The organism is Micromonospora sp. NBC_00617 (genome assembly GCF_045161355.1).
Lineage (GTDB): Bacteria > Actinomycetota > Actinomycetes > Mycobacteriales > Micromonosporaceae > Micromonospora.
This window is the reverse complement of the sequence record NZ_CP107751.1, coordinates 4,105,735-4,122,399: the sequence shown is the minus strand read 5'-3', so window position 1 is coordinate 4,122,399 and position 16,665 is coordinate 4,105,735. Positions and strand designations below refer to the sequence as shown.

General features: G+C 73.5%; 15 protein-coding genes. 9 read left to right on the top strand and 6 right to left on the bottom strand.

Annotated elements, in window-relative coordinates:
- Positions 1 to 50: 50 nt before the first annotated feature.
- The 4 genes from OG505_RS18860 (at position 51) to OG505_RS18845 (ending at position 2,900) form a co-directional block, all read left to right on the top strand.
- Positions 51 to 719 carry a response regulator transcription factor gene (locus OG505_RS18860; protein WP_039907546.1) on the top strand — a complete coding sequence of 223 codons (669 nt, stop codon included), beginning with the start codon at positions 51 to 53 and terminating at the stop codon, positions 717 to 719.
- The gene (locus OG505_RS18855; protein ID WP_405426150.1) at positions 716 to 1,897 is read left to right on the top strand and encodes a sensor histidine kinase; all 1,182 of its coding nucleotides are present in this window, start codon (positions 716 to 718) and stop codon (positions 1,895 to 1,897) included. The genes OG505_RS18860 and OG505_RS18855 overlap by 4 nt, the downstream gene beginning before the upstream one ends.
- A 164-nt stretch (positions 1,898 to 2,061) precedes the next feature.
- Positions 2,062 to 2,484 carry a VOC family protein gene (locus tag OG505_RS18850; RefSeq protein WP_405426148.1) on the top strand — a complete coding sequence of 141 codons (423 nt, stop codon included), beginning with the start codon at positions 2,062 to 2,064 and terminating at the stop codon, positions 2,482 to 2,484.
- Positions 2,481 to 2,900, top strand: coding sequence for a VOC family protein (locus tag OG505_RS18845; RefSeq protein ID WP_405426147.1), 420 nt, complete (start codon positions 2,481 to 2,483; stop codon positions 2,898 to 2,900). Before OG505_RS18850 ends, OG505_RS18845 begins: the two co-directional genes overlap by 4 nt.
- Before the next feature lie 56 nt (positions 2,901 to 2,956).
- On the opposite strand, the gene OG505_RS18840 is transcribed toward OG505_RS18845, so the two are convergent.
- The 4 genes from OG505_RS18840 to OG505_RS18825 form a co-directional block, all read right to left on the bottom strand.
- The gene (locus OG505_RS18840) at positions 2,957 to 3,745 is read right to left on the bottom strand and encodes a hypothetical protein (RefSeq protein ID WP_405426145.1); all 789 of its coding nucleotides are present in this window, start codon (positions 3,743 to 3,745) and stop codon (positions 2,957 to 2,959) included.
- Between the two features lie 171 nt (positions 3,746 to 3,916).
- Positions 3,917 to 5,986: a 3-hydroxyacyl-CoA dehydrogenase NAD-binding domain-containing protein gene (locus OG505_RS18835; protein ID WP_405426143.1), complete on the bottom strand. Its 2,070-nt coding sequence runs from the start codon at positions 5,984 to 5,986 to the stop codon at positions 3,917 to 3,919.
- The gene (locus OG505_RS18830) at positions 5,983 to 7,179 is read right to left on the bottom strand and encodes a thiolase family protein (protein ID WP_405426141.1); all 1,197 of its coding nucleotides are present in this window, start codon (positions 7,177 to 7,179) and stop codon (positions 5,983 to 5,985) included. Before OG505_RS18830 ends, OG505_RS18835 begins: the two co-directional genes overlap by 4 nt.
- Before the next feature lie 109 nt (positions 7,180 to 7,288).
- Positions 7,289 to 8,614 carry a ribonuclease D gene (locus OG505_RS18825; RefSeq protein ID WP_405426139.1) on the bottom strand — a complete coding sequence of 442 codons (1,326 nt, stop codon included), beginning with the start codon at positions 8,612 to 8,614 and terminating at the stop codon, positions 7,289 to 7,291.
- Between the two features lie 266 nt (positions 8,615 to 8,880).
- On the opposite strand from OG505_RS18825, the gene OG505_RS18820 reads away from it, so the two are divergent.
- Together OG505_RS18820 and OG505_RS18815 are read left to right on the top strand one after the other, a co-directional pair.
- Positions 8,881 to 10,113, top strand: a complete 1,233-nt coding sequence (locus OG505_RS18820) for a trypsin-like peptidase domain-containing protein (RefSeq protein WP_405426137.1) — start codon at positions 8,881 to 8,883, stop codon at positions 10,111 to 10,113.
- A gap of 197 nt (positions 10,114 to 10,310) precedes the next feature.
- Positions 10,311 to 11,354: a hypothetical protein gene (locus OG505_RS18815; RefSeq protein WP_405426135.1), complete on the top strand. Its 1,044-nt coding sequence runs from the start codon at positions 10,311 to 10,313 to the stop codon at positions 11,352 to 11,354.
- Between the two features lie 27 nt (positions 11,355 to 11,381).
- Here the strand turns inward: OG505_RS18815 and OG505_RS18810 are convergent, their stop codons facing one another.
- Positions 11,382 to 11,954 carry a DUF3000 domain-containing protein gene (locus OG505_RS18810; RefSeq protein WP_405426133.1) on the bottom strand — a complete coding sequence of 191 codons (573 nt, stop codon included), beginning with the start codon at positions 11,952 to 11,954 and terminating at the stop codon, positions 11,382 to 11,384.
- Between the two features lie 149 nt (positions 11,955 to 12,103).
- On the opposite strand from OG505_RS18810, the gene hemE reads away from it, so the two are divergent.
- Genes hemE through hemQ form a run of 3 tightly spaced genes read left to right on the top strand, consistent with a single transcriptional unit; the run spans position 12,104 to position 15,421 of the window.
- Entirely contained in the window at positions 12,104 to 13,255 is a 1,152-nt protein-coding gene (gene hemE, locus OG505_RS18805; RefSeq protein ID WP_405426131.1) for a uroporphyrinogen decarboxylase, read from the top strand.
- 7 nt (positions 13,256 to 13,262) lie between these two features.
- Positions 13,263 to 14,723 (top strand): protoporphyrinogen oxidase, encoded by a 1,461-nt coding sequence (hemG, locus tag OG505_RS18800; protein ID WP_405426130.1) that lies wholly within the window; start codon positions 13,263 to 13,265, stop codon positions 14,721 to 14,723.
- A complete protein-coding gene (hemQ, locus tag OG505_RS18795; RefSeq protein ID WP_405426129.1) occupies positions 14,720 to 15,421 on the top strand; it encodes a hydrogen peroxide-dependent heme synthase in 702 nt (233 codons plus the stop codon). Before hemG ends, hemQ begins: the two co-directional genes overlap by 4 nt.
- A 51-nt stretch (positions 15,422 to 15,472) precedes the next feature.
- On the opposite strand, the gene OG505_RS18790 is transcribed toward hemQ, so the two are convergent.
- On the bottom strand, positions 15,473 to 16,606 hold the full coding sequence (locus OG505_RS18790) for a lytic polysaccharide monooxygenase (protein ID WP_405426127.1): 1,134 nt from the start codon (positions 16,604 to 16,606) through the stop codon (positions 15,473 to 15,475).
- Positions 16,607 to 16,665 lie beyond the last annotated feature (59 nt).

Genomic DNA, 16,665 nt, shown 5'->3' with positions numbered 1-16,665 from the left:
TGTTGCCCGCCGGCACTAGGTTGTCGGTGGTCAGCAGCGAGGAGGCCGGGATGCGGGTACTGGTGGTGGAGGACGAACGCAACCTCGCCGACGCGATCGCGCGCGGGTTGCGCAAGCGGGGCATGGCGGTGGACGTGGCGTACGACGGCGACGCCGGCCACGAGGCGGCGTTCGTCACCCGGTACGACGTGGTGGTGCTCGACCGCGACCTGCCCGGCGTGCACGGCGACCAGATCTGCGCCGACCTCGCCGCCTCCGGGGCGCTGACCCGGGTGCTGATGCTGACCGCGAGCGGCACCGTGGCCGACCGGGTGGAGGGGTTGCAGCTCGGGGCGGACGACTACCTGCCCAAACCGTTCGCGTTCGACGAGTTGGTCGCCCGGGTGCAGGCGTTGGGCCGGCGGGCCACCCCGGCCGCGCCGCCGGTTCTCGAACTGGCGGACCTGGTGCTGGACCCGGCCCGCCGGGTCGCCACCCGCGCCGGTGTGCCGATGGACCTGACGAACAAGGAGTTCGGCGTGCTCAGTGAGCTGCTCAAGGCCCGCGGCGCGGTGGTGTCCAGCGAGGAGCTGTTGGAGCGGGTGTGGGACGCCAACACCGACCCGTTCACCACCATCGTCCGGGTGACCGTCATGACGCTGCGTCGCAAGCTCGGCGACCCGCCGTTGATCGAGACGGTGGTGGGGGCGGGTTACCGCACGGCCGAGGTCCTGCCGTGAGCCGGCCGGGGCGGTTGCGACCCACCCTGCGGTTGCGGCTGACGCTGCTCAACGGGGTGCTGCTGGTCGGCGCCGGCGCGATCCTGGTGCTGCTGGCCTGGCTGCTGGTCCGTGACGCGCTGCGGCCCACCGACGAGCTGCTGCCCGGGACGACGGTGCTGCTGTCCGACGGTGGGCGGATGGACGCGGCCCAGTGGCAGCGGGAGCTGGTCGACGCCGCCTCCGGGGAGCTGCTGGCCAAGGGCCTGGTCGCGCTGTTGGCGATCAGCGTGGTCGGGGTGGCCGGCGCGTACGCCGTGGCCGGCCGGGCGCTGCGACCCCTGCACCAGGTCACCGCGACCGCCCAGCGGCTCGGCGAGGCGACGCTGGACCAGCGGATCGGCTACTCGGGCGCGGACGACGAGGTCGCCGAGCTGGCCAAGACGTTCGACGCGATGCTGGACCGGATCGCGTCCGCGTTCGAGGCGCAGAAGCGCTTCGTGGCCAACGCCTCGCACGAGCTGCGGACCCCGCTCGCCGTCATGCGGACCGAGATCGACGTGACGCTCAGCGACGACGACGCGGACGCCGCCGAGTACCGCCGGATGGCGACCGTCGTCCGGGACGCCTCGGAGCGGGCGAACAGCCTGGTGGACGCGCTGCTGGTGCTGGCCCGCAGCGAGGCGCAGGCCGGGCGGCGCCTCGGTCGGCGCACCGAGTGCGACCTCGCGACGGGCACCGCCAACGCGCTGTCGGCGATGCGCCGCGAGGTGGAGCGGATCGGCCTGCGCGTGCAGACGTTGCTGGAATCCGCGCCGGTGGTCGGCGATCCGGGGTTGCTCGACCGGCTGGCCGGCAACCTGATCGAGAACGCCGTCCGCTACAACCACCTGCACGGTCGGCTCTGGGTGCGTACCGGCACCGACGGCGACCGCTCGTGGCTGGTGGTGGGCAACACCGGGTTCGAGGTCGACCAGGCCGACGTGCCCGGGTTGTTCGAGCCGTTCCGGCGCGGTGGCCGGGAACGCACCGGGGCGCGCGGCTCCGGCCTGGGCCTGTCCATCGTCCGGGCGGTCTGCCAGGCGCACGGCGGCACCGTCCGGGTGATCGCCCAGCCCGGCGGCGGCCTGGAGGTGACGGTCACCCTGCCGACCGCGGACGCCCCGGCGGTGACCGGCCCGGTGGCCGCTGCCGGTTGAGCGGTCGGCGCGGTCGCGAGGGTTGCGGACGGCCCTCGCCCGATGGCAAGATCACTCACGTCAGCTCGAGAGCGAAGGGGGGTGCGTCGATGTCCACCAGTCAGGGCTCCGCACCCCGGGTCTTCGCCGGCTGACCCCGGGCAGCGGAGCGTCCCCATCCGAACATGGAGGGACCACCCGTGTATCCACGGATCCGCAACATCAGTTTCGACTGCCACGACACGTACTCCCTGGCCGGTTTCTGGTCGGCGGTGCTCGGCTACGCCCGGCACGGCGAGGACGTCCCCGGTGATCCGGAGGCGGTTCTGCTGCCGCCGGACGAGGCCACCCCGAACCTGTTCTTCCAGGCGGTGCCCGACGACAAGGTGACCAAGAACCGGCAGCACATCTGCCTGGAACCTGTCGACCGGACCCGTGACGAGGAGATCGAGCGGGTGCTCGGCCTCGGTGCCACGATGGTCGCCGACCGTCGGCATGCCGACGGCACGGGCTGGGCGGTGCTTGCCGACCCGGAGGGCAACGAGTTCTGCGTGCTGCGCAGCGCCGGGGAACGTGTCGTCACCACCACTGTGGAGGACCAACCGTGAGTTCGACGATCCACAACATCAGCTTCGACTGTCGCGACACGTACGCCCTGGCGGGCTTCTGGTCGCAGGTCTTCGACTGCCCCCGGCAGCCCGACGACTTCCCGGGCGACCCGGAGGCGATGCTCCTGCCGCCGGGCGGGCCGGAGGTGCTGTTCATCGCCGTGCCCGAGGGCAAGGCGGTGAAGAATCGACTGCACCTGGACCTGGAGCCGGCCGACCGGTCGCGGGCCGACGAGGTCGAGCGGTTGCTCGGCATCGGCGCGGTGCACGTCGCCGACCAGACCCGGCCGGACGGCTCCGGCTGGGTGGTGCTTGCCGACCCGGAGGGCAACGAGTTCTGCGTGCTGCGCAGCGCGGCCGAGCGGGCCGCGTCAGCGGCGGGCGGCGCGGCGACGGGTGACGCCGAGCCGGTCTAGGCGTACGGCAGGGGCCCCGGTCACCCTGAGGTGGCCGGGGCCCGGTCGTGCACGGGTCAGGAGCGCTGCTCGATCTGACCCCGGATGGTGACGAACTCGGCCTTCGTCTCCTCGGCCGACTTGAAGTACATGACCACCAGGCCCACGCTGCCCCGGTCGGCCCACACGCAGACGCCGAGCGGCACGCCCTCGGTCTTGCCGTCGCCGCAGCGCGCGTCACCGCCCAGCGGGCCCGCCTCGACCACCGCCATGTTGGTCACCGACAGTTCGCTGGAGAGCCCGGTGACGGCCTCGTCCAGTTCCTTCTTCGGGTCGGCCATCACGCCGGACACCGCCGTGACCATGATCAGATCCTGCTTGGCCGGGTCGCCGTAGAACGCGCCGATCGTGCTGGTCTCGTTCTGCACCTCGGTCTTCATCTCGGTGACCATCTGGTCGGCGACCGTCTGCAACTGCGGGTCGGTGTTCTTCGCCCGGCCGGCGAGGGTGGCCGGCGCGACCACCCGGGTCTTGGTGGCGTCGACGACGTCGCCCACCTCGTCCTTGACCGCGAACCAGGTGATCGCCGCGCCGCCGAGGCAGAGCACGAGCACCACGGCCAGCACGATCAGGATGATCTTGCCGACGTTCGATCTCTTCGCCGGTGGCGGGCCGCCGAACTGGTTCGGGTCGCCGTACGGCTGGCCCGGCTGAGCCGGCGGGAAGCCCTGCTGCTGCGGCGGCGGCCAACCGCCGGGCTGCTGCGGCTGGCCCGGCTGCTGCGGCACGGCCGGCTGGCCCGGCTCCTGCGGCGGGTGAGGGGAATCGTGCGGCGGGCCGAAGGGGTTGGCCGGCGGCTGGGACATCAGTCAGCTCCAGGATGGGTGTGCAAAGCGCGTGATCGTAACCCGGCGACCGCCCCGGCGTTCCCCCGCCCAGGTCCCGGCACGCTCCACGGCCGGTCACCAACGAGCGCGGTGGCCGGCCCGGTCCACGAGGGACGGTCCGGCCACCGCGACGGTGGTGCTGGGATCTTGTCAGGCGGGCAGGCTCGCCGCTCCGAGCGGCAGGAACCGCCGACCGGTGACCCGCTCGCTGGTGCCGGTCCGGTCCAGGTACGGCGTGACGCCGCCCAGGTGGAACGGCCAACCGGCGCCCAGGATCATGCACAGGTCGATGTCCTGCGCCTCGGCGACCACGCCCTCGTCCAGCATCAGCCGGATCTCCTGCGCGAGCGCGTCGAGCGCGTTCTGGCGTACCTGCTCGGCGGTCAGCGGCTGGTCACCGACGACGAGCAGCTTGGCCACCTCGTCGTTGACCTGGTCGTCGACCACGATCGGCTGGCCCGAGTCGGCGATCCGCTTGAGGTTCTCGCTGACACCGAACCGGTCCGGGAACGCGGCGTGCAGGGTGCCGCCCACGTGGTACGCCACGGCCGGGCCGACCAGCTGGAGCAGGGCGAGCGGGCGCATCGGCAGGCCCAGCGGGTCCAGTGCGCTGTTCGCCACGTCCAGCGGCGTGCCGGCGTCGACGGCCGCGAAGACGGTGCCCAAAAAGCGGGTGAGCAGCCGGTTCACCACGAACGCCGGGGCGTCCTTGACCAGCACGCTCGACTTCTTGAGCTGCTTGCCGACCGCGAACGCGGTGGCGAGGGTGGCGTCGTCGGTCCGCTCGCCCCGGACGATCTCCAGCAGCGGCAGCACGGCCACCGGGTTGAAGAAGTGGAAGCCGACCACCCGCTCCGGGTGCTCCAGCTCCGCGGCCATCTCGGTGATGGACAGCGAGCTGGTGTTGGTGGCGAGCACCGCCTCCTTTGAGACGATCTTCTCCAGCTCGGCCCAGACCTGCTTCTTGACGCCCAGGTCCTCGAAGACCGCCTCGATGACGAAGTCGGCGTCCGCGAAGGCGCCCTTGTCGACAGTGCCGCTGACCAGGCCGTACAGCTTGGCGGCCGTGCCCTTGTCCATCCGGCCCTTGGTGACGGCCTTCTCGATCTGGGTGTGCACGTAGCCGACGCCCTTGTCCACCCGGGCCTGGTCCAGGTCGCTCATGACGACCGGCACCTGGAGGCGGCGGGCGAACAGCAGCGCCAACTGGCTGGCCATCAGGCCGGCGCCGACGATGCCGACCTTGGTGACCGGGCGGGCCAGGCCCTTGTCCGGTGCGCCGGCCGGCCGCTTGGCCCGCCGCTGCACCAGGTCGAAGGCGTACAGGCCGCTGCGCAGTTCCTCGGAGAAGACTAGGTCCGCGAGGGCCTCGTCCTCGGCGGCGGTGCCGGCGGCGAAGTCGCCGTCCTTCGCCGTCTCCAGCAGGTCCAGCGCCTTGTACGCGGCCGGGACCGCGCCGTGCAGCCGCTGGTTCAGCGTCTCCCGGGCGAAGTAGAGCACGCCCGCCCACATGTCCTTGTCGACCTCGGGTCGGGTCACGGTGACCTGACCGCGCACCACACCGGCGGCCCACTCCAGGGACCGCTCCAGGAAGTCGGCCGGCTCCAGCAGCACGTCCGCGATGCCCAGCTCGGCGGCCTGCTTCGGCTTGAGCATCTTGTTCTGCATGAGCGGGTTCTGGATGATCACCTGCGTGGCGGCGGGGATGCCGATCAGGTTCGGCAGCAGCTGGGTGCCGCCCCAGCCGGGCACCAGACCGAGGGAGACCTCGGGCAGGGCGAGCGCCGCCGCGCCGCCGGAGAGCGTCCGGTAGTGGCAGTGCAGCGCCAGCTCCAGGCCGCCGCCCATGGCCGCGCCGTTGACGAACGCGAACGTGGGCACGGTGCTGTCCTTGAGCCGGGCGAAGACCCGGTGACCGAGCCGGCCGATCTCCAGCGCCTGCGCGCGGTCGGCGAGCTGCGGCAGGCCGACGATGTCCGCGCCCACACAGAAGATGTACGGCTTGCCGGTGACCGCGATGAACGCCGGGTCGGCGGCGAGCGCGGCCGTGATGGCCTCGTCCAGGCTGGTCAGACCGGCCGGGCCGAAGGTGTTCGGCTTGGTGTGGTCGAAGCCGTTGTCCAGCGTGATCAGAGCGGCGGGTCGGTCCAGTCCTGGCACGTTCACCTGGCGCAGCAGCGCTCTGGTGACGACCTCGTTCGGTGCGGCGAGCGCGCTCACTTGTTGCCACCCTCCCAGTTCGGGTTCTCCCAGATGACCGTGCCGCCCATGCCGATGCCGATGCACATCGCGGTGACGCCGTAGCGGACCTCGGGGTGCTCGGCGAACTGGCGAGCCAGCTGCGTCATCAGCCGTACGCCGGACGAGGCGAGGGGGTGGCCGATGGCGATGGCGCCGCCCCACGGGTTGACCCGCGGGTCGTCGTCGGCGATGCCGAAGTGGTCGAGGAAGGCGAGCACCTGCACGGCGAACGCCTCGTTCAGCTCGAACAGGCCGATGTCGTCGATGGTCAGGCCGGCGAGGCGCAGGGCCTTCTCCGTCGACGGGATCGGGCCGACGCCCATCACCTCCGGCTCCACCCCGACGAAACCGAACGACACCAGCCGCATGGCGATCGGCAGGCCCAGCTCGCGGGCGGTGGCCTCGTCGGCGAGCAGGCTCGCGGTGGCGCCGTCGTTCAGGCCCGCCGCGTTGCCCGCGGTGACCTTGCCGTGCGGGCGGAACGGGGTCTTCAGGGTGGCCAGCTTCTCCAGCGACGTGTCGCGGGGGGCCTCGTCCACGCCGGCCAGACCCCAGCCGCCCTCGGTGTCGCGGATGGCCACCGGCACCAGGTCGTCCTGGAGCTTGCCGTTGGCGTACGCCTTCGTGGTCTTCTGCTGCGAGGCGAGCGCGAACGCGTCGGTGCGCTCCTTGGTGATGTGCGGGACCAGGTCGTGCAGGTTCTCCGCGGTGGCGCCCATGACCAGCGCCGACGGGTCCACCAGCTTCTCCGCGATGATGCGCGGGTTGGGGTCGACGCCCTCACCCATCGGGTGGCGGCCCATGTGCTCGACGCCACCGGCGATGGCGACGTCGTACGCGCCCATGGCGATGCCGCTCGCGACGGTGGTCACGGCGGTCATCGCGCCGGCGCACATCCGGTCGATGGCGAAGCCGGGAACAGTCTTGGGCAGACCGGCCAGCAGCGCGGCGGTACGGCCGATGGTGAGGCCCTGGTCACCGATCTGGGTGGTGGCCGCGATGGCGACCTCCTCGACCCGCTCCGGCGGCAGCTGCGGGTTGCGGCGCAGCAGTTCACGGATGCAGCGGATCACCAGGTCGTCGGCGCGGGTGTTGGCGTACATGCCACCCGCCTTGCCGAACGGGGTACGGACGCCGTCGACGAAGACGACATCCCGAACTTCACGGGGCACTTGAGCCTCCTAGCCGAACGGGCACGGTACCCCGGATGCTACTCGCCAGTAACCAGCCTGCCGCCCACCCCCCGCTGTGGCACACCCCACACTGGAAGGCGGGGGCGGGTCAGGGGATGGGGTTGGGGGACAGGGCCTGGGTCAGGTCGGGGGTCAGCAGGGCGATCTGCCACTCGCGGGCGTTGAAGGCGCGCAGGGACTCCGCCACCGTGTCCTCGGTGACCTCCTCCGGCGGGCTCCACGCCAGACGGCGTACCGAATCCGGGGTGATCAGATTTTCCGGGGGCAGGTTGTGCTCGCCCGCGATGCGGACCACCACCTCCCGGCAGCGGGCCAGGCGACCGGCCGCCACCGGGTCCCGCTCGGCCCACCGGTGCGGTGGTGGTGGGCCCTCCACCGCCGGGGTGACCGGAAGCGCGTCGTCCGGCAACTCCCGGGCGTCGTCGAGCGCGGCCAGCCAGGTGCGGGCCAGCCGACGGACCGACCGGCCCCCGAAGCCGGGCAGCGTCAGCAGCGTCTTCTCGTCTTTCGGGTCCAGCTCGGCGGCGGCGACGATGGCCGAGTCGGGCAGCACCCGGCCGGGCGCGGCGTCCCGCCGGGCCGCGATCTGGTCCCGGGCGTACCACAACGAGCGGACCCGGGCCTGGGCCCGCGCCCCGCGCACACGGTGGATGCCCGACGTGCGCCGCCAGGGTTCCGCGCGGACCCGGGGCGGTCGGGCGCCGGTCCGGACCAGGGCGGCGAACTCCTCCGCGGCCCAGGCCGACTTGCCCTGCCGGGCCAGCTCGGCGTCGAGCGCGTCGCGCAGGTCGGTGAGCATCTCCACGTCGAGCGCGGCGTAGGTCAGCCACGACTCGGGCAGCGGCCGACTCGACCAGTCGGCCGCCGAGTGATGCTTCTCCAGGGTGAATCCGAGTAGCTGCTCGGTCAGCGCGGCCAGGCCGACCCGCTCGAACCCGGCCAGCCGAGCGGCCAGTTCCGTGTCGAACAGCCGGCGCGGACGCAGCCCCACCTCGGCGAGGCAGGGCAGATCCTGACTCGCCGCGTGGAGCACCCACTCGGCCTCGCCGATCACCGCGTCCAGCGCGCTGAGATCGGGCAGCGGCAGCGGGTCGACCAGCGCGGTGCCGGCGCCCTCGCGGCGCAGCTGCACCAGGTACGCGCGTTGGCTGTAGCGGTAGCCCGAAGCGCGCTCGGCGTCCAGGGCAACCGGGCCGGTGCCCGCCGCGAACCGGGCCACGACCTCGGCCAGCTCGGCTTGTGTGGTCACCGGATCAGGGGTGCCGTCGCGGGGGGCGGTCAGCGGAACGGGCCCACCGTCGGTCGGGTCGGGCCCCTCGCCCGCCGGCTGCGGCTGGGCCGACGGCGGGTGCTGGGGTGCGTGTCCCGGGAGTTCTTCGGTGGGCCGACGGCGCAGGGGTGGTTCGTCGGTCACCTGCCAACCCTAGTGCGCGCCGCGATCCGGTGTGTGCAGCCGGTCCGGCGTGTGTCGGTCAGGCGTCCGCAAGGTGTCCCATCGGATGCCGGACATCGGGGGAGACAAAGCCCGTTCGCGCCGGTACGGTCCATCGAGCCGCCGGCCCCGCTCGGGTGATCCTGGGCCGTGGCCGCAAGCGCACGACCACGGGGAAGGGCAAGACGATCATGACGGCTGGCTTCGGTGCGGGGGACGCACGGCCAACGGGCGCCGGGCCTGACGACGTGAGCGGGCGGGCGGCCGAACGGCCGGGCCCTCTGCCGCCGCGCATCGAACCGCACCCGGAGGTCGGCGCCACCTGGCAAGGTGCGCCGGGCCCCGGTGGCGAGCCCACCGCCGCCGTCCCGGCGCCCCGCGCCGGCTGGGCGGCCCCACCCAACGCCGGCCAGTGGGCCGCGGCGCCCCAGGGGCCCGTGCCGGCCGGCCCGCACACCACGGCCGCCGCACCGGGCACCGGCGCTGCGCACGGCACCGCCACGCCGTACGCGACCGGGCCAGCGCCGTACGCGGCAGGTCCAGCGCCGCACGGCGCCGGTCCCTACACCTCGGGCGCTCCCGTAGCCTACGGCGCGGGCGGCTATCCGCCCGCCGGTGACCTGGCCAGCGCACCGCCGTTCCCGACCGCGACTCACCCCGGCCAGCCCGCCTGGCCGGGCGTCACCCCGCCCGCGCGACCCACCCGGCGCCGTTGGCCGGTGGCGCTCGCCACGTTGCTCGTCGTCGCGCTGGCCACCGTGGCCGGCCTGCAGGCGTACCAGCTCAACCGGCTCGGCGACCGGCTCGCCGCCACCGACCGCCGGCTGGCCCAGGCCCAGGACGGCGACGGCACCCGCCTCGACGGCCTGGAACAGCGCACGGACGCGCTGGAGAAGCAGGCCGGGGCGGCGTTCAACCCCGAGGCGGTGGCCAGCGCCGTGCTGCCCAGCGTCTTCCGGGTGCGGGCCGGCCAGTTCACCGGCACCGCGTTCGCGGTGGGCAAGCCGGCCGCCGGTGGCGGCACCAACCTGTTCACCAACTTCCACGTCGTCGAGTCGATCTGGGAGAGCGGCGGCCGACAGGTCTTCCTGGAGCGCACGGACCAGCGCTTTCCGGCCACCATCGTCAAGGTCGACAAGGCCAACGACGTGGCGCACCTGCGGGCGACCGGCAAGTTCACCGGCCTGGTCACCGCGCCCAGCGCCGTGAAGTCCGGCCAACAGATCATCGTCGTCGGTGCTCCGCTCGGCCTGGAGGACAGCGTCACGACCGGTGTGGTGAGCGCGTTGCGCGCCGCGCAGGGCGGCTCCGGGCCGGCCATCCAGTTCGACGCCCCGATCAACCCCGGCAACTCCGGCGGCCCGGTGATCAACGGCAGCAAGCAGGTGGTCGGCATCGCCACCGCCAAGGCTCGTGACGCCGAGGGCATCGGGCTCGCCATCCCGATCAAGGTGGCCTGCGACGGTTTCAAGATCTGCTGATCTGTGGCCCCGGCCGCTCGCGCCACCGACGGCCTCCTTCGGCCGCTCGCGCCACCCACGGCCTCTTCGGCCGCTCGCGCCATCGACGGCCTCTTCGGCCGTCTCCGACCCATCCGGGTCCTCGGTCCCGGACGATCCCGCCGCCGCACCTGGTCCGTCGCGCCTACCGGCGGAGGACCTGCTCACCTGGAGGAAACATGTCCCAGCCACCGACCGGACCGGAGGGTCTCCCGCCCGCCACCCCCACGCCGCCGGCCGGCTCGCCCGACCCCGACGCCACGGTGCAGCACGCCGCCGGCACCGACCCGACCGTGCAGCACGCGGCCGGCACCGATCCGACCGTGCGGTACCCGGCCGGGCAGCCCGCGCCGCAGCAGCAGTACGCGCCGGGTCAGGCCGCGCCGCAGCAGCAGTACGCGCCGGGTCAGGCCGCGCCGCAGCAGCAGTACGCGCCGGGTCAGGCCGCGCCGCAGCAGCAGTACGCGCCGGGTCAGGCCGCGCCGCAGCAGCAGTACACGCCGGGTCAGGCCGCGCCGCAGCAGCAGTACGCGCCGGGTCAGGCCGCGCCGCAGCAGCAGTACACGCCGGGCCAGCCCACGCCGCAGTACGGTGCCGCCGCGCCCGCGCAGCCGCAGTACGGCACCCCGCAGACGCCGGGCCACCCGGCCAGCGCCCCGCCGTACGCCGGCCAGCCGATGTCCGCGCCGCCGGTCTCCGGTCCGGCGTACGGGCAGTCGATGTCCGCGCCGCCGGTCTCCGGCCCGGCGTACGGGCAGCCCATGTCGGGTCCGCCCGGGATGGCGCCGTACGGCGCTGCCGCGGCCCCGCGGCGGGGTCGCGCGGTGCTGGTGCTGGCTCTGGTGGCCGCGCTTCTCTTCGTGGTCAGCGGTGTGATGACCGGGCTGTTCGTGACCAAGAACAACGAGCTGAACCGGACCGAGAAGCGCCTCACCAGCCAGGTCAGCCAGCGCGACGGGACCATCGCGGCCAACACCACCGAGATCGCGAAGCTCAAGACGGATCTGCAGGCCATGCAGGACAAGCTCGACAACACCGAGCAGGACCTGACCGGCACCCGCAACGACCGTGACGAGCAGGCCCGGCAGAAGAAGGTCATCGCGAGCTGCCTGGACAAGCTGACCACCGCGCTGGGTGCGGCGGCGGCCGGCAACAAGGGCGCGTACAACGCGGCGATGAAGGGCCTCGACAAGGTGTGCGACGAGGCGGAGAACTACCTCTGATGTGCTGTGCCGGCCGCCGCCGTGGTTTCAGGCGGTGGCGGCCGGACGGCGGTCGGCCAGGGCGGTGACCCCGGGTGGGGGCAGGCCGGCCGTCGAGGCGAGTAGGGCGCACCAGCCGAGCAGGTGGGGGGCGAGGTCGTCGTCGACGGGCGTCCAGGAGGCGCGGATCTCGATGTCGCCGGCCGTCGGCGGCCCGGCCAGGTCGCCGAACCGGGTCGACATGGTCTGGGTGACCGTCCCGCCGATCGCCCGGTGACCCGCGTCCTGGGTGTCGAGGGCGTCGGTCAGCCACGTCCAGCCGACCCCGGGGAGCAGCGGGTCGGCGGCGAGGTCGACCTCCAACTCCGCCGTCACGTAGGTGACCAGTCGCAGCGTGCCCTGCCAGGCCTCGTGCCCGGCCGGGTCGTGCAGCAGGATCAGCCGGCCGGTGGCCACCTCGTCGCCGTCGCGCAGCACCGTCGCGGCGAGAGCGAACGTGAACGGCGCGAGCCGCTGGGGAGCGCCGACCTCCTCGAGGGTGATCTCCGGTCTCGGTGCCGGCGACCGCAGCCCGGCGACCGCGCGGGCAAAGGTCTCCGGGAGCGCGATCGGGGGGGCCATGTCGGCAGCCTATGCCGCCGTCGGCCCACCCGCTTCGACGGCGCGCCGACGTGTACCCCGCCCGCCCGCCCGCGCGACGGACGTTAGGTGCGTCGCCTTCCGTTCACCCGCGGCGGGCTGGGGCCGAGCGGCGTGGCACGATTGCGGCGATGACCACGGACACCACGGGCACTGCCGCCCGAGACGGACACCCGCGCCCCGGCGGCCCGGCCGACTCGCCCCTCATCCGGGCCTGTCGGCGTCGGCCCGGGCCGCACACCCCGGTCTGGTTCATGCGCCAGGCCGGCCGCTCACTGCCGGAGTACCGGGAGATCAGGGCCAGCGTGCCGATGCTGGAGTCCTGCCGTCGCCCGGAGCTGGTCACCGAGATCACCCTCCAGCCGGTGCGCCGGCACGGGGTCGACGCGGCCATCCTGTTCAGCGACATCGTGGTGCCGGTCGCCGCGGCCGGGATCGACCTGGACATCGTGCCGGGCACCGGTCCGGTGGTGGCCGAGCCGATCCGTACCGCCGCCGACATCGAGCGGATCCGCCCGATCGGCCGCGACGACGTCCCGTACGTGGACGAGGCCGTCCGCCAACTGGTGGTCGAGCTGGGCGACACCCCGCTGATCGGCTTCGCCGGCGCACCGTTCACCCTGGCCAGCTACCTGGTCGAGGGCGGCCCGTCGCGGACCCACGCGAAGACCAAGGCGCTGATGTACGGCGCGCCCGAGCTGTGGCACACGCTCTGCGGCCGGCTGGCCGAGGTGACGCTGGCCTTCCTGCGGGTGCAGATCGAGGCCGGCGTCTCGGCCGTGCAGCTGTTCGACTCGTGGGCGGGCGCGCTCTCCGAGGCCGACTACCGTCGCTACGTGCTGCCGCACTCGACGGCGGTGCTGAGCGGGCTGGCCGACGACCGCTCCGGGGCGGGGCGCGACGACAGACGCGCCGAGCCGGAGCGGTCGCACGCGGGCGTGCCGCGGATCCACTTCGGGGTGGGCACCGCCGAGCTGCTCGGCGCGATGAGTGAGGCCGGCGCGGACGTGGTCGGCGTCGACTGGCGTGTCCCGCTGGACGTGGCCACGCACCGGATCGGCCCGGACAAGGCGGTGCAGGGCAACCTGGACCCGGCCGTGCTGCTCGCGCCGTGGCCGGTGGTGGAGGCCGAGGTGCGCCGGATCCTGGCGCAGGGGCGGGCGGCCCCCGGGCACGTGTTCAACCTCGGCCACGGTGTGCTGCCGGAGACCGACCCGGACGTGCTGACCCGGGTGGTCGCGCTGGTGCACGAGGTCTCCAGCCGCCGGGCCGACGAGGGCTGACACGGCGATGCGGCAGCCCTGGCGGGTGGCGGTGGTCGGTGGCGGGATCGCCGGGCTGGCCGCCGCGGTCCGGCTGCGCGACCGCGCGCCGAAGGGCACCGAGATCACGGTGTACGAGCAGTCCGGCGCGGTGGGCGGCAAGCTGCGCACCGGGACGTTGGCCGGAGCGCCGGTGGAGTTCGGCGCCGAGTCGTTCCTGATGCGCGACCCGACCGGGGCCGAGAGCGCCGCGGTGGCGTTGGCTCGCCGGCTCGGACTGGCTGAGAAAATCGTGCACCCCAGCGTCGGGCAGGCCGCGCTGGTCGTCGACGGGGGGCTGCGCCCCATCCCGGGCGGGACGCTGGTGGGCGTACCCGGGGATCTGGAGCGGGTGGCCACGGTCGCGCGCCCGGCCGCGGACGCCGACACCGACGGCGGCCGGCCGCTGGTCGGGCCGGCCGCGGACGTCTCGGTGGGCGCGCTGGTCCGGTCCCGCTTCGGCGACGAGGTGGTCGACCGGCTGGTCGACCCCATGCTGGGTGGCGTGTACGCGGGCCGCGCGGACGACCTCTCCCTGGTGACCACGATGCCGGCGCTGGCGCGTGCCGCCCGGGTGGAGCACACCCTGGTCGGCGCGGTCCGGGCTGCGCAGGCCGCCGCGCCGCGCGCGCCGGGCGCCCCGGTCTTCGGCACCCTGGCCGGTGGGCTGAGCACCCTGGTCGAGGCGGCGGTGACGGCCAGCGGCGCGACGGTACGACGGGACGCGGCGGTACGCGATCTCACGCCGACCGGCACGGGTTGGCGGCTCACGGTCGGCCCGACCCGCGCTCCCGACGACGGCTTCAGGTCGTGGCGCGGCGGCAGACGCGCCGAGCTGAAGTCGTCGGTAGTCGACGTGGACGCCGTGGTGCTGGCGGTGCCGGCCCGGCCGGCGGCCCGGCTGCTCGCCGGCCCGGCCCCGGTGGCCGCCTCGGCCGTGGGCGAGCTGGACTACGCGAGCGTCGCGCTGGTCACCCTGGCGTTGCCGCAGCCGCTGCTGCCCGAGCTGTCCGGTTTCCTGGTGCCGAGCACCGAGGGACTGCTGATCAAGGCGGCCACGTTCTTCACCACGAAATGGGGGCACCTGCGGCGGCCGGACGGGCTGGCGCTGGTGCGCGCCTCGGTGGGCCGCTACGGCGAGGAGGCGCAGCTCCAGCGCCCGGACGCCGACCTGGCCGCCACCGTGCACCGGGAGCTGTCGGCGGTGCTCGGCGCCCCGCTGCCCGCCCCGGTCGACGGGCACGTGCAGCGGTGGGGCGGCGCGCTGCCCCAGTACGCCCCGGGGCACGCCGACCGGGTTTCCGCCGCGCGGACGGCGCTGCGGGCCGCGCATCCCACCCTGGCCCTGGCCGGCGCCGGCTACGACGGTGTCGGCATACCGGTCTGCGTCCGCTCCGGCGAGACGGCAGCCGACGAGATCATCACAGCACTGGGAGGATCGACGAGATGACCGAGCAGACCAACGCGGCCCGGCTGCGGGAGCTGAACGACAGCATCCGTTACACGATGTGGTCGGTGTTCCGGGCGAGCGCCCCGCTGCCGTCCCTGCGGGACAACGTCATCGGTGAGGTCGAGTCCCTCTTCGAGGAGCTGGCCGGCAAGGACGTGGTGATCCGGGGCGTGTACGACGTGTCCGGGTTGCGCGCCGACGCGGACGTGCTGATCTGGTGGCACTCCGCGTCGAGCGACGCGCTCCAGGACGCGTACCTGCGGTTCCGCCGCACCACGCTGGGCCGGGCGCTGACCCCGGTCTGGTCGCAGATGGCGCTGCACCGGCCGGCGGAGTTCAACAAGAGCCACATCCCGGCGTTCCTCGCCGGCGAGGAGGCCCGCCCCTACATCTGCGTGTACCCGTTCGTCCGCTCCTACGAGTGGTACCTGCTGCCCGACGCCGAGCGGCGCGAGATGCTGACCGAGCACGGCAAGATGGCCCGCGGCTACCCGGACGTCCGGGCCAACACGGTCGCGTCGTTCGCGCTGGGCGACTACGAGTGGATGCTCGCCTTCGAGGCCGACGAGCTGCACCGGATCGTCGACCTGATGCGGGACCTGCGCGCCTCCGGGGCCCGCCGGCACGTCCGCGAGGAGGTCCCGTTCTACACGGGCCGCCGCCGGTCGGTCGCCGAGATCGTCAACTGCCTGGTCTGAGCCCCGCCGGCCGGCGCCGCGCCCCCGCCCGGGTGCGGCGCCGGACGGGGATCAGCTGGTCTTCGTACAGGAGACCAGGGGAACGGGGTTGCTGCCGGTCCACGAGCCGAGGAAGCCGAACGTGGTGCTCGCTCCGCCGGCCAGGGCGCCGTTGTAGTTCACGTTGCGCGCGGTCACCAATGTGCCGTTGGTGGTGAGGTCGGCGTTCCACGCGGACGCGACCTTTTGCCCGTTGTTGAAGTTCCAGCTCACCGACCAGCTCTGGGTCGGCGAGTTGGCCCCCGCGGTCACCTTCACCTCGGCCTGGAAGCCGCCGGCCCACTGACCGGTGATCGTGTACGTCGCGTAGCAGGCGCCGGCCGGCACGGGAGTGCTCGGCGGCGGGGTGCTCGGCGGCGGCGTGCTCGGGGGCGGGGTGGTGGGCGGCGGCGTGGTGGGCGGCGGGGTCGTCGGCGGCGGCGTGGTGGGCGGCGGGGTGCTCGTGCCACCGGAGAAGTCCACGTCACTGCACAGGTAGTACGACTGGTCCAGGTGGCTGGCCTGCCAGACGGTGTAGACGATGTGCCGCCCGGTGCGGCCCGGCGCGCTGACCGGGATCTGGATGGACACGCCACCGGTGTCCTTGTCCCACTGCGATGCCGGGGTGTTGCCGATCTGGCCGGCCAGCTCCAGGTCGTTCCAGCCGAGCGCCTCGGTCGACGAGTTGAAGCCCTGCTTGGTCACGTACACCCGGATGTAGTCGGCGCCGTGGCTGGCCTGGTCGAAGAAGCGCAGCCGGAAGTTGTTCGACACCGGGGTGGCCTTCCACGCACCGATGGTGTCCAGGGCGTTGTAGCGACCGTTCTGGGTGCGTCCGCCGCTGCACAGCTGGCCGTTGGGGACGGCGGCCTGGTGGTTGCCGGCCACACCCTCGCGGAACAGCCCGTTCCAGTTCCACATGGCCTGCGGGTCGGCCTGCCAGGCCTGCCAACACATCGGGTCCTCGGTGGCCATCCGCGGATTCTGGAAGTCGCTGCCCCAGCGTTGCCAACAGCTGTAGTTGCGCGAGGCCGGGTCGACGACCGAGCCGTGCGCGGAGGCGGGCTGGACCAGCGTGACGCTCAGCGCGGTGGTCAGCAGGAGCGTGGCGGCCGCCGCGATGGCGAGTGGCCGGAGCACGCGTGGTGATCGGACGAAAGTGGACATGGAGCCCCCGGGGGGATGAGGTCGGACGACGACACCCGGACAGCCGGGAGTTGCCCGCT

Excerpts from the sequence above, each read along its gene's own strand:
- hemE (WP_405426131.1), top strand. The coding sequence starts at position 12,104 with ATGACCACGGACACCACGGGCACTGCCGCCCGAGACGGACACCCGCGC.
- OG505_RS18850 (WP_405426148.1), top strand. The coding sequence starts at position 2,062 with ATGGAGGGACCACCCGTGTATCCACGGATCCGCAACATCAGTTTCGAC.
- OG505_RS18815 (WP_405426135.1), top strand. The coding sequence starts at position 10,311 with ATGTCCCAGCCACCGACCGGACCGGAGGGTCTCCCGCCCGCCACCCCC.
- OG505_RS18860 (WP_039907546.1), top strand. The coding sequence starts at position 51 with ATGCGGGTACTGGTGGTGGAGGACGAACGCAACCTCGCCGACGCGATC.
- hemQ (WP_405426129.1), top strand. The coding sequence starts at position 14,720 with ATGACCGAGCAGACCAACGCGGCCCGGCTGCGGGAGCTGAACGACAGC.
- OG505_RS18810 (WP_405426133.1), bottom strand. The coding sequence starts at position 11,954 with ATGGCCCCCCCGATCGCGCTCCCGGAGACCTTTGCCCGCGCGGTCGCC.
- OG505_RS18840 (WP_405426145.1), bottom strand. The coding sequence starts at position 3,745 with ATGTCCCAGCCGCCGGCCAACCCCTTCGGCCCGCCGCACGATTCCCCT.
- hemG (WP_405426130.1), top strand. The coding sequence starts at position 13,263 with ATGCGGCAGCCCTGGCGGGTGGCGGTGGTCGGTGGCGGGATCGCCGGG.
- OG505_RS18790 (WP_405426127.1), bottom strand. The coding sequence starts at position 16,606 with ATGTCCACTTTCGTCCGATCACCACGCGTGCTCCGGCCACTCGCCATC.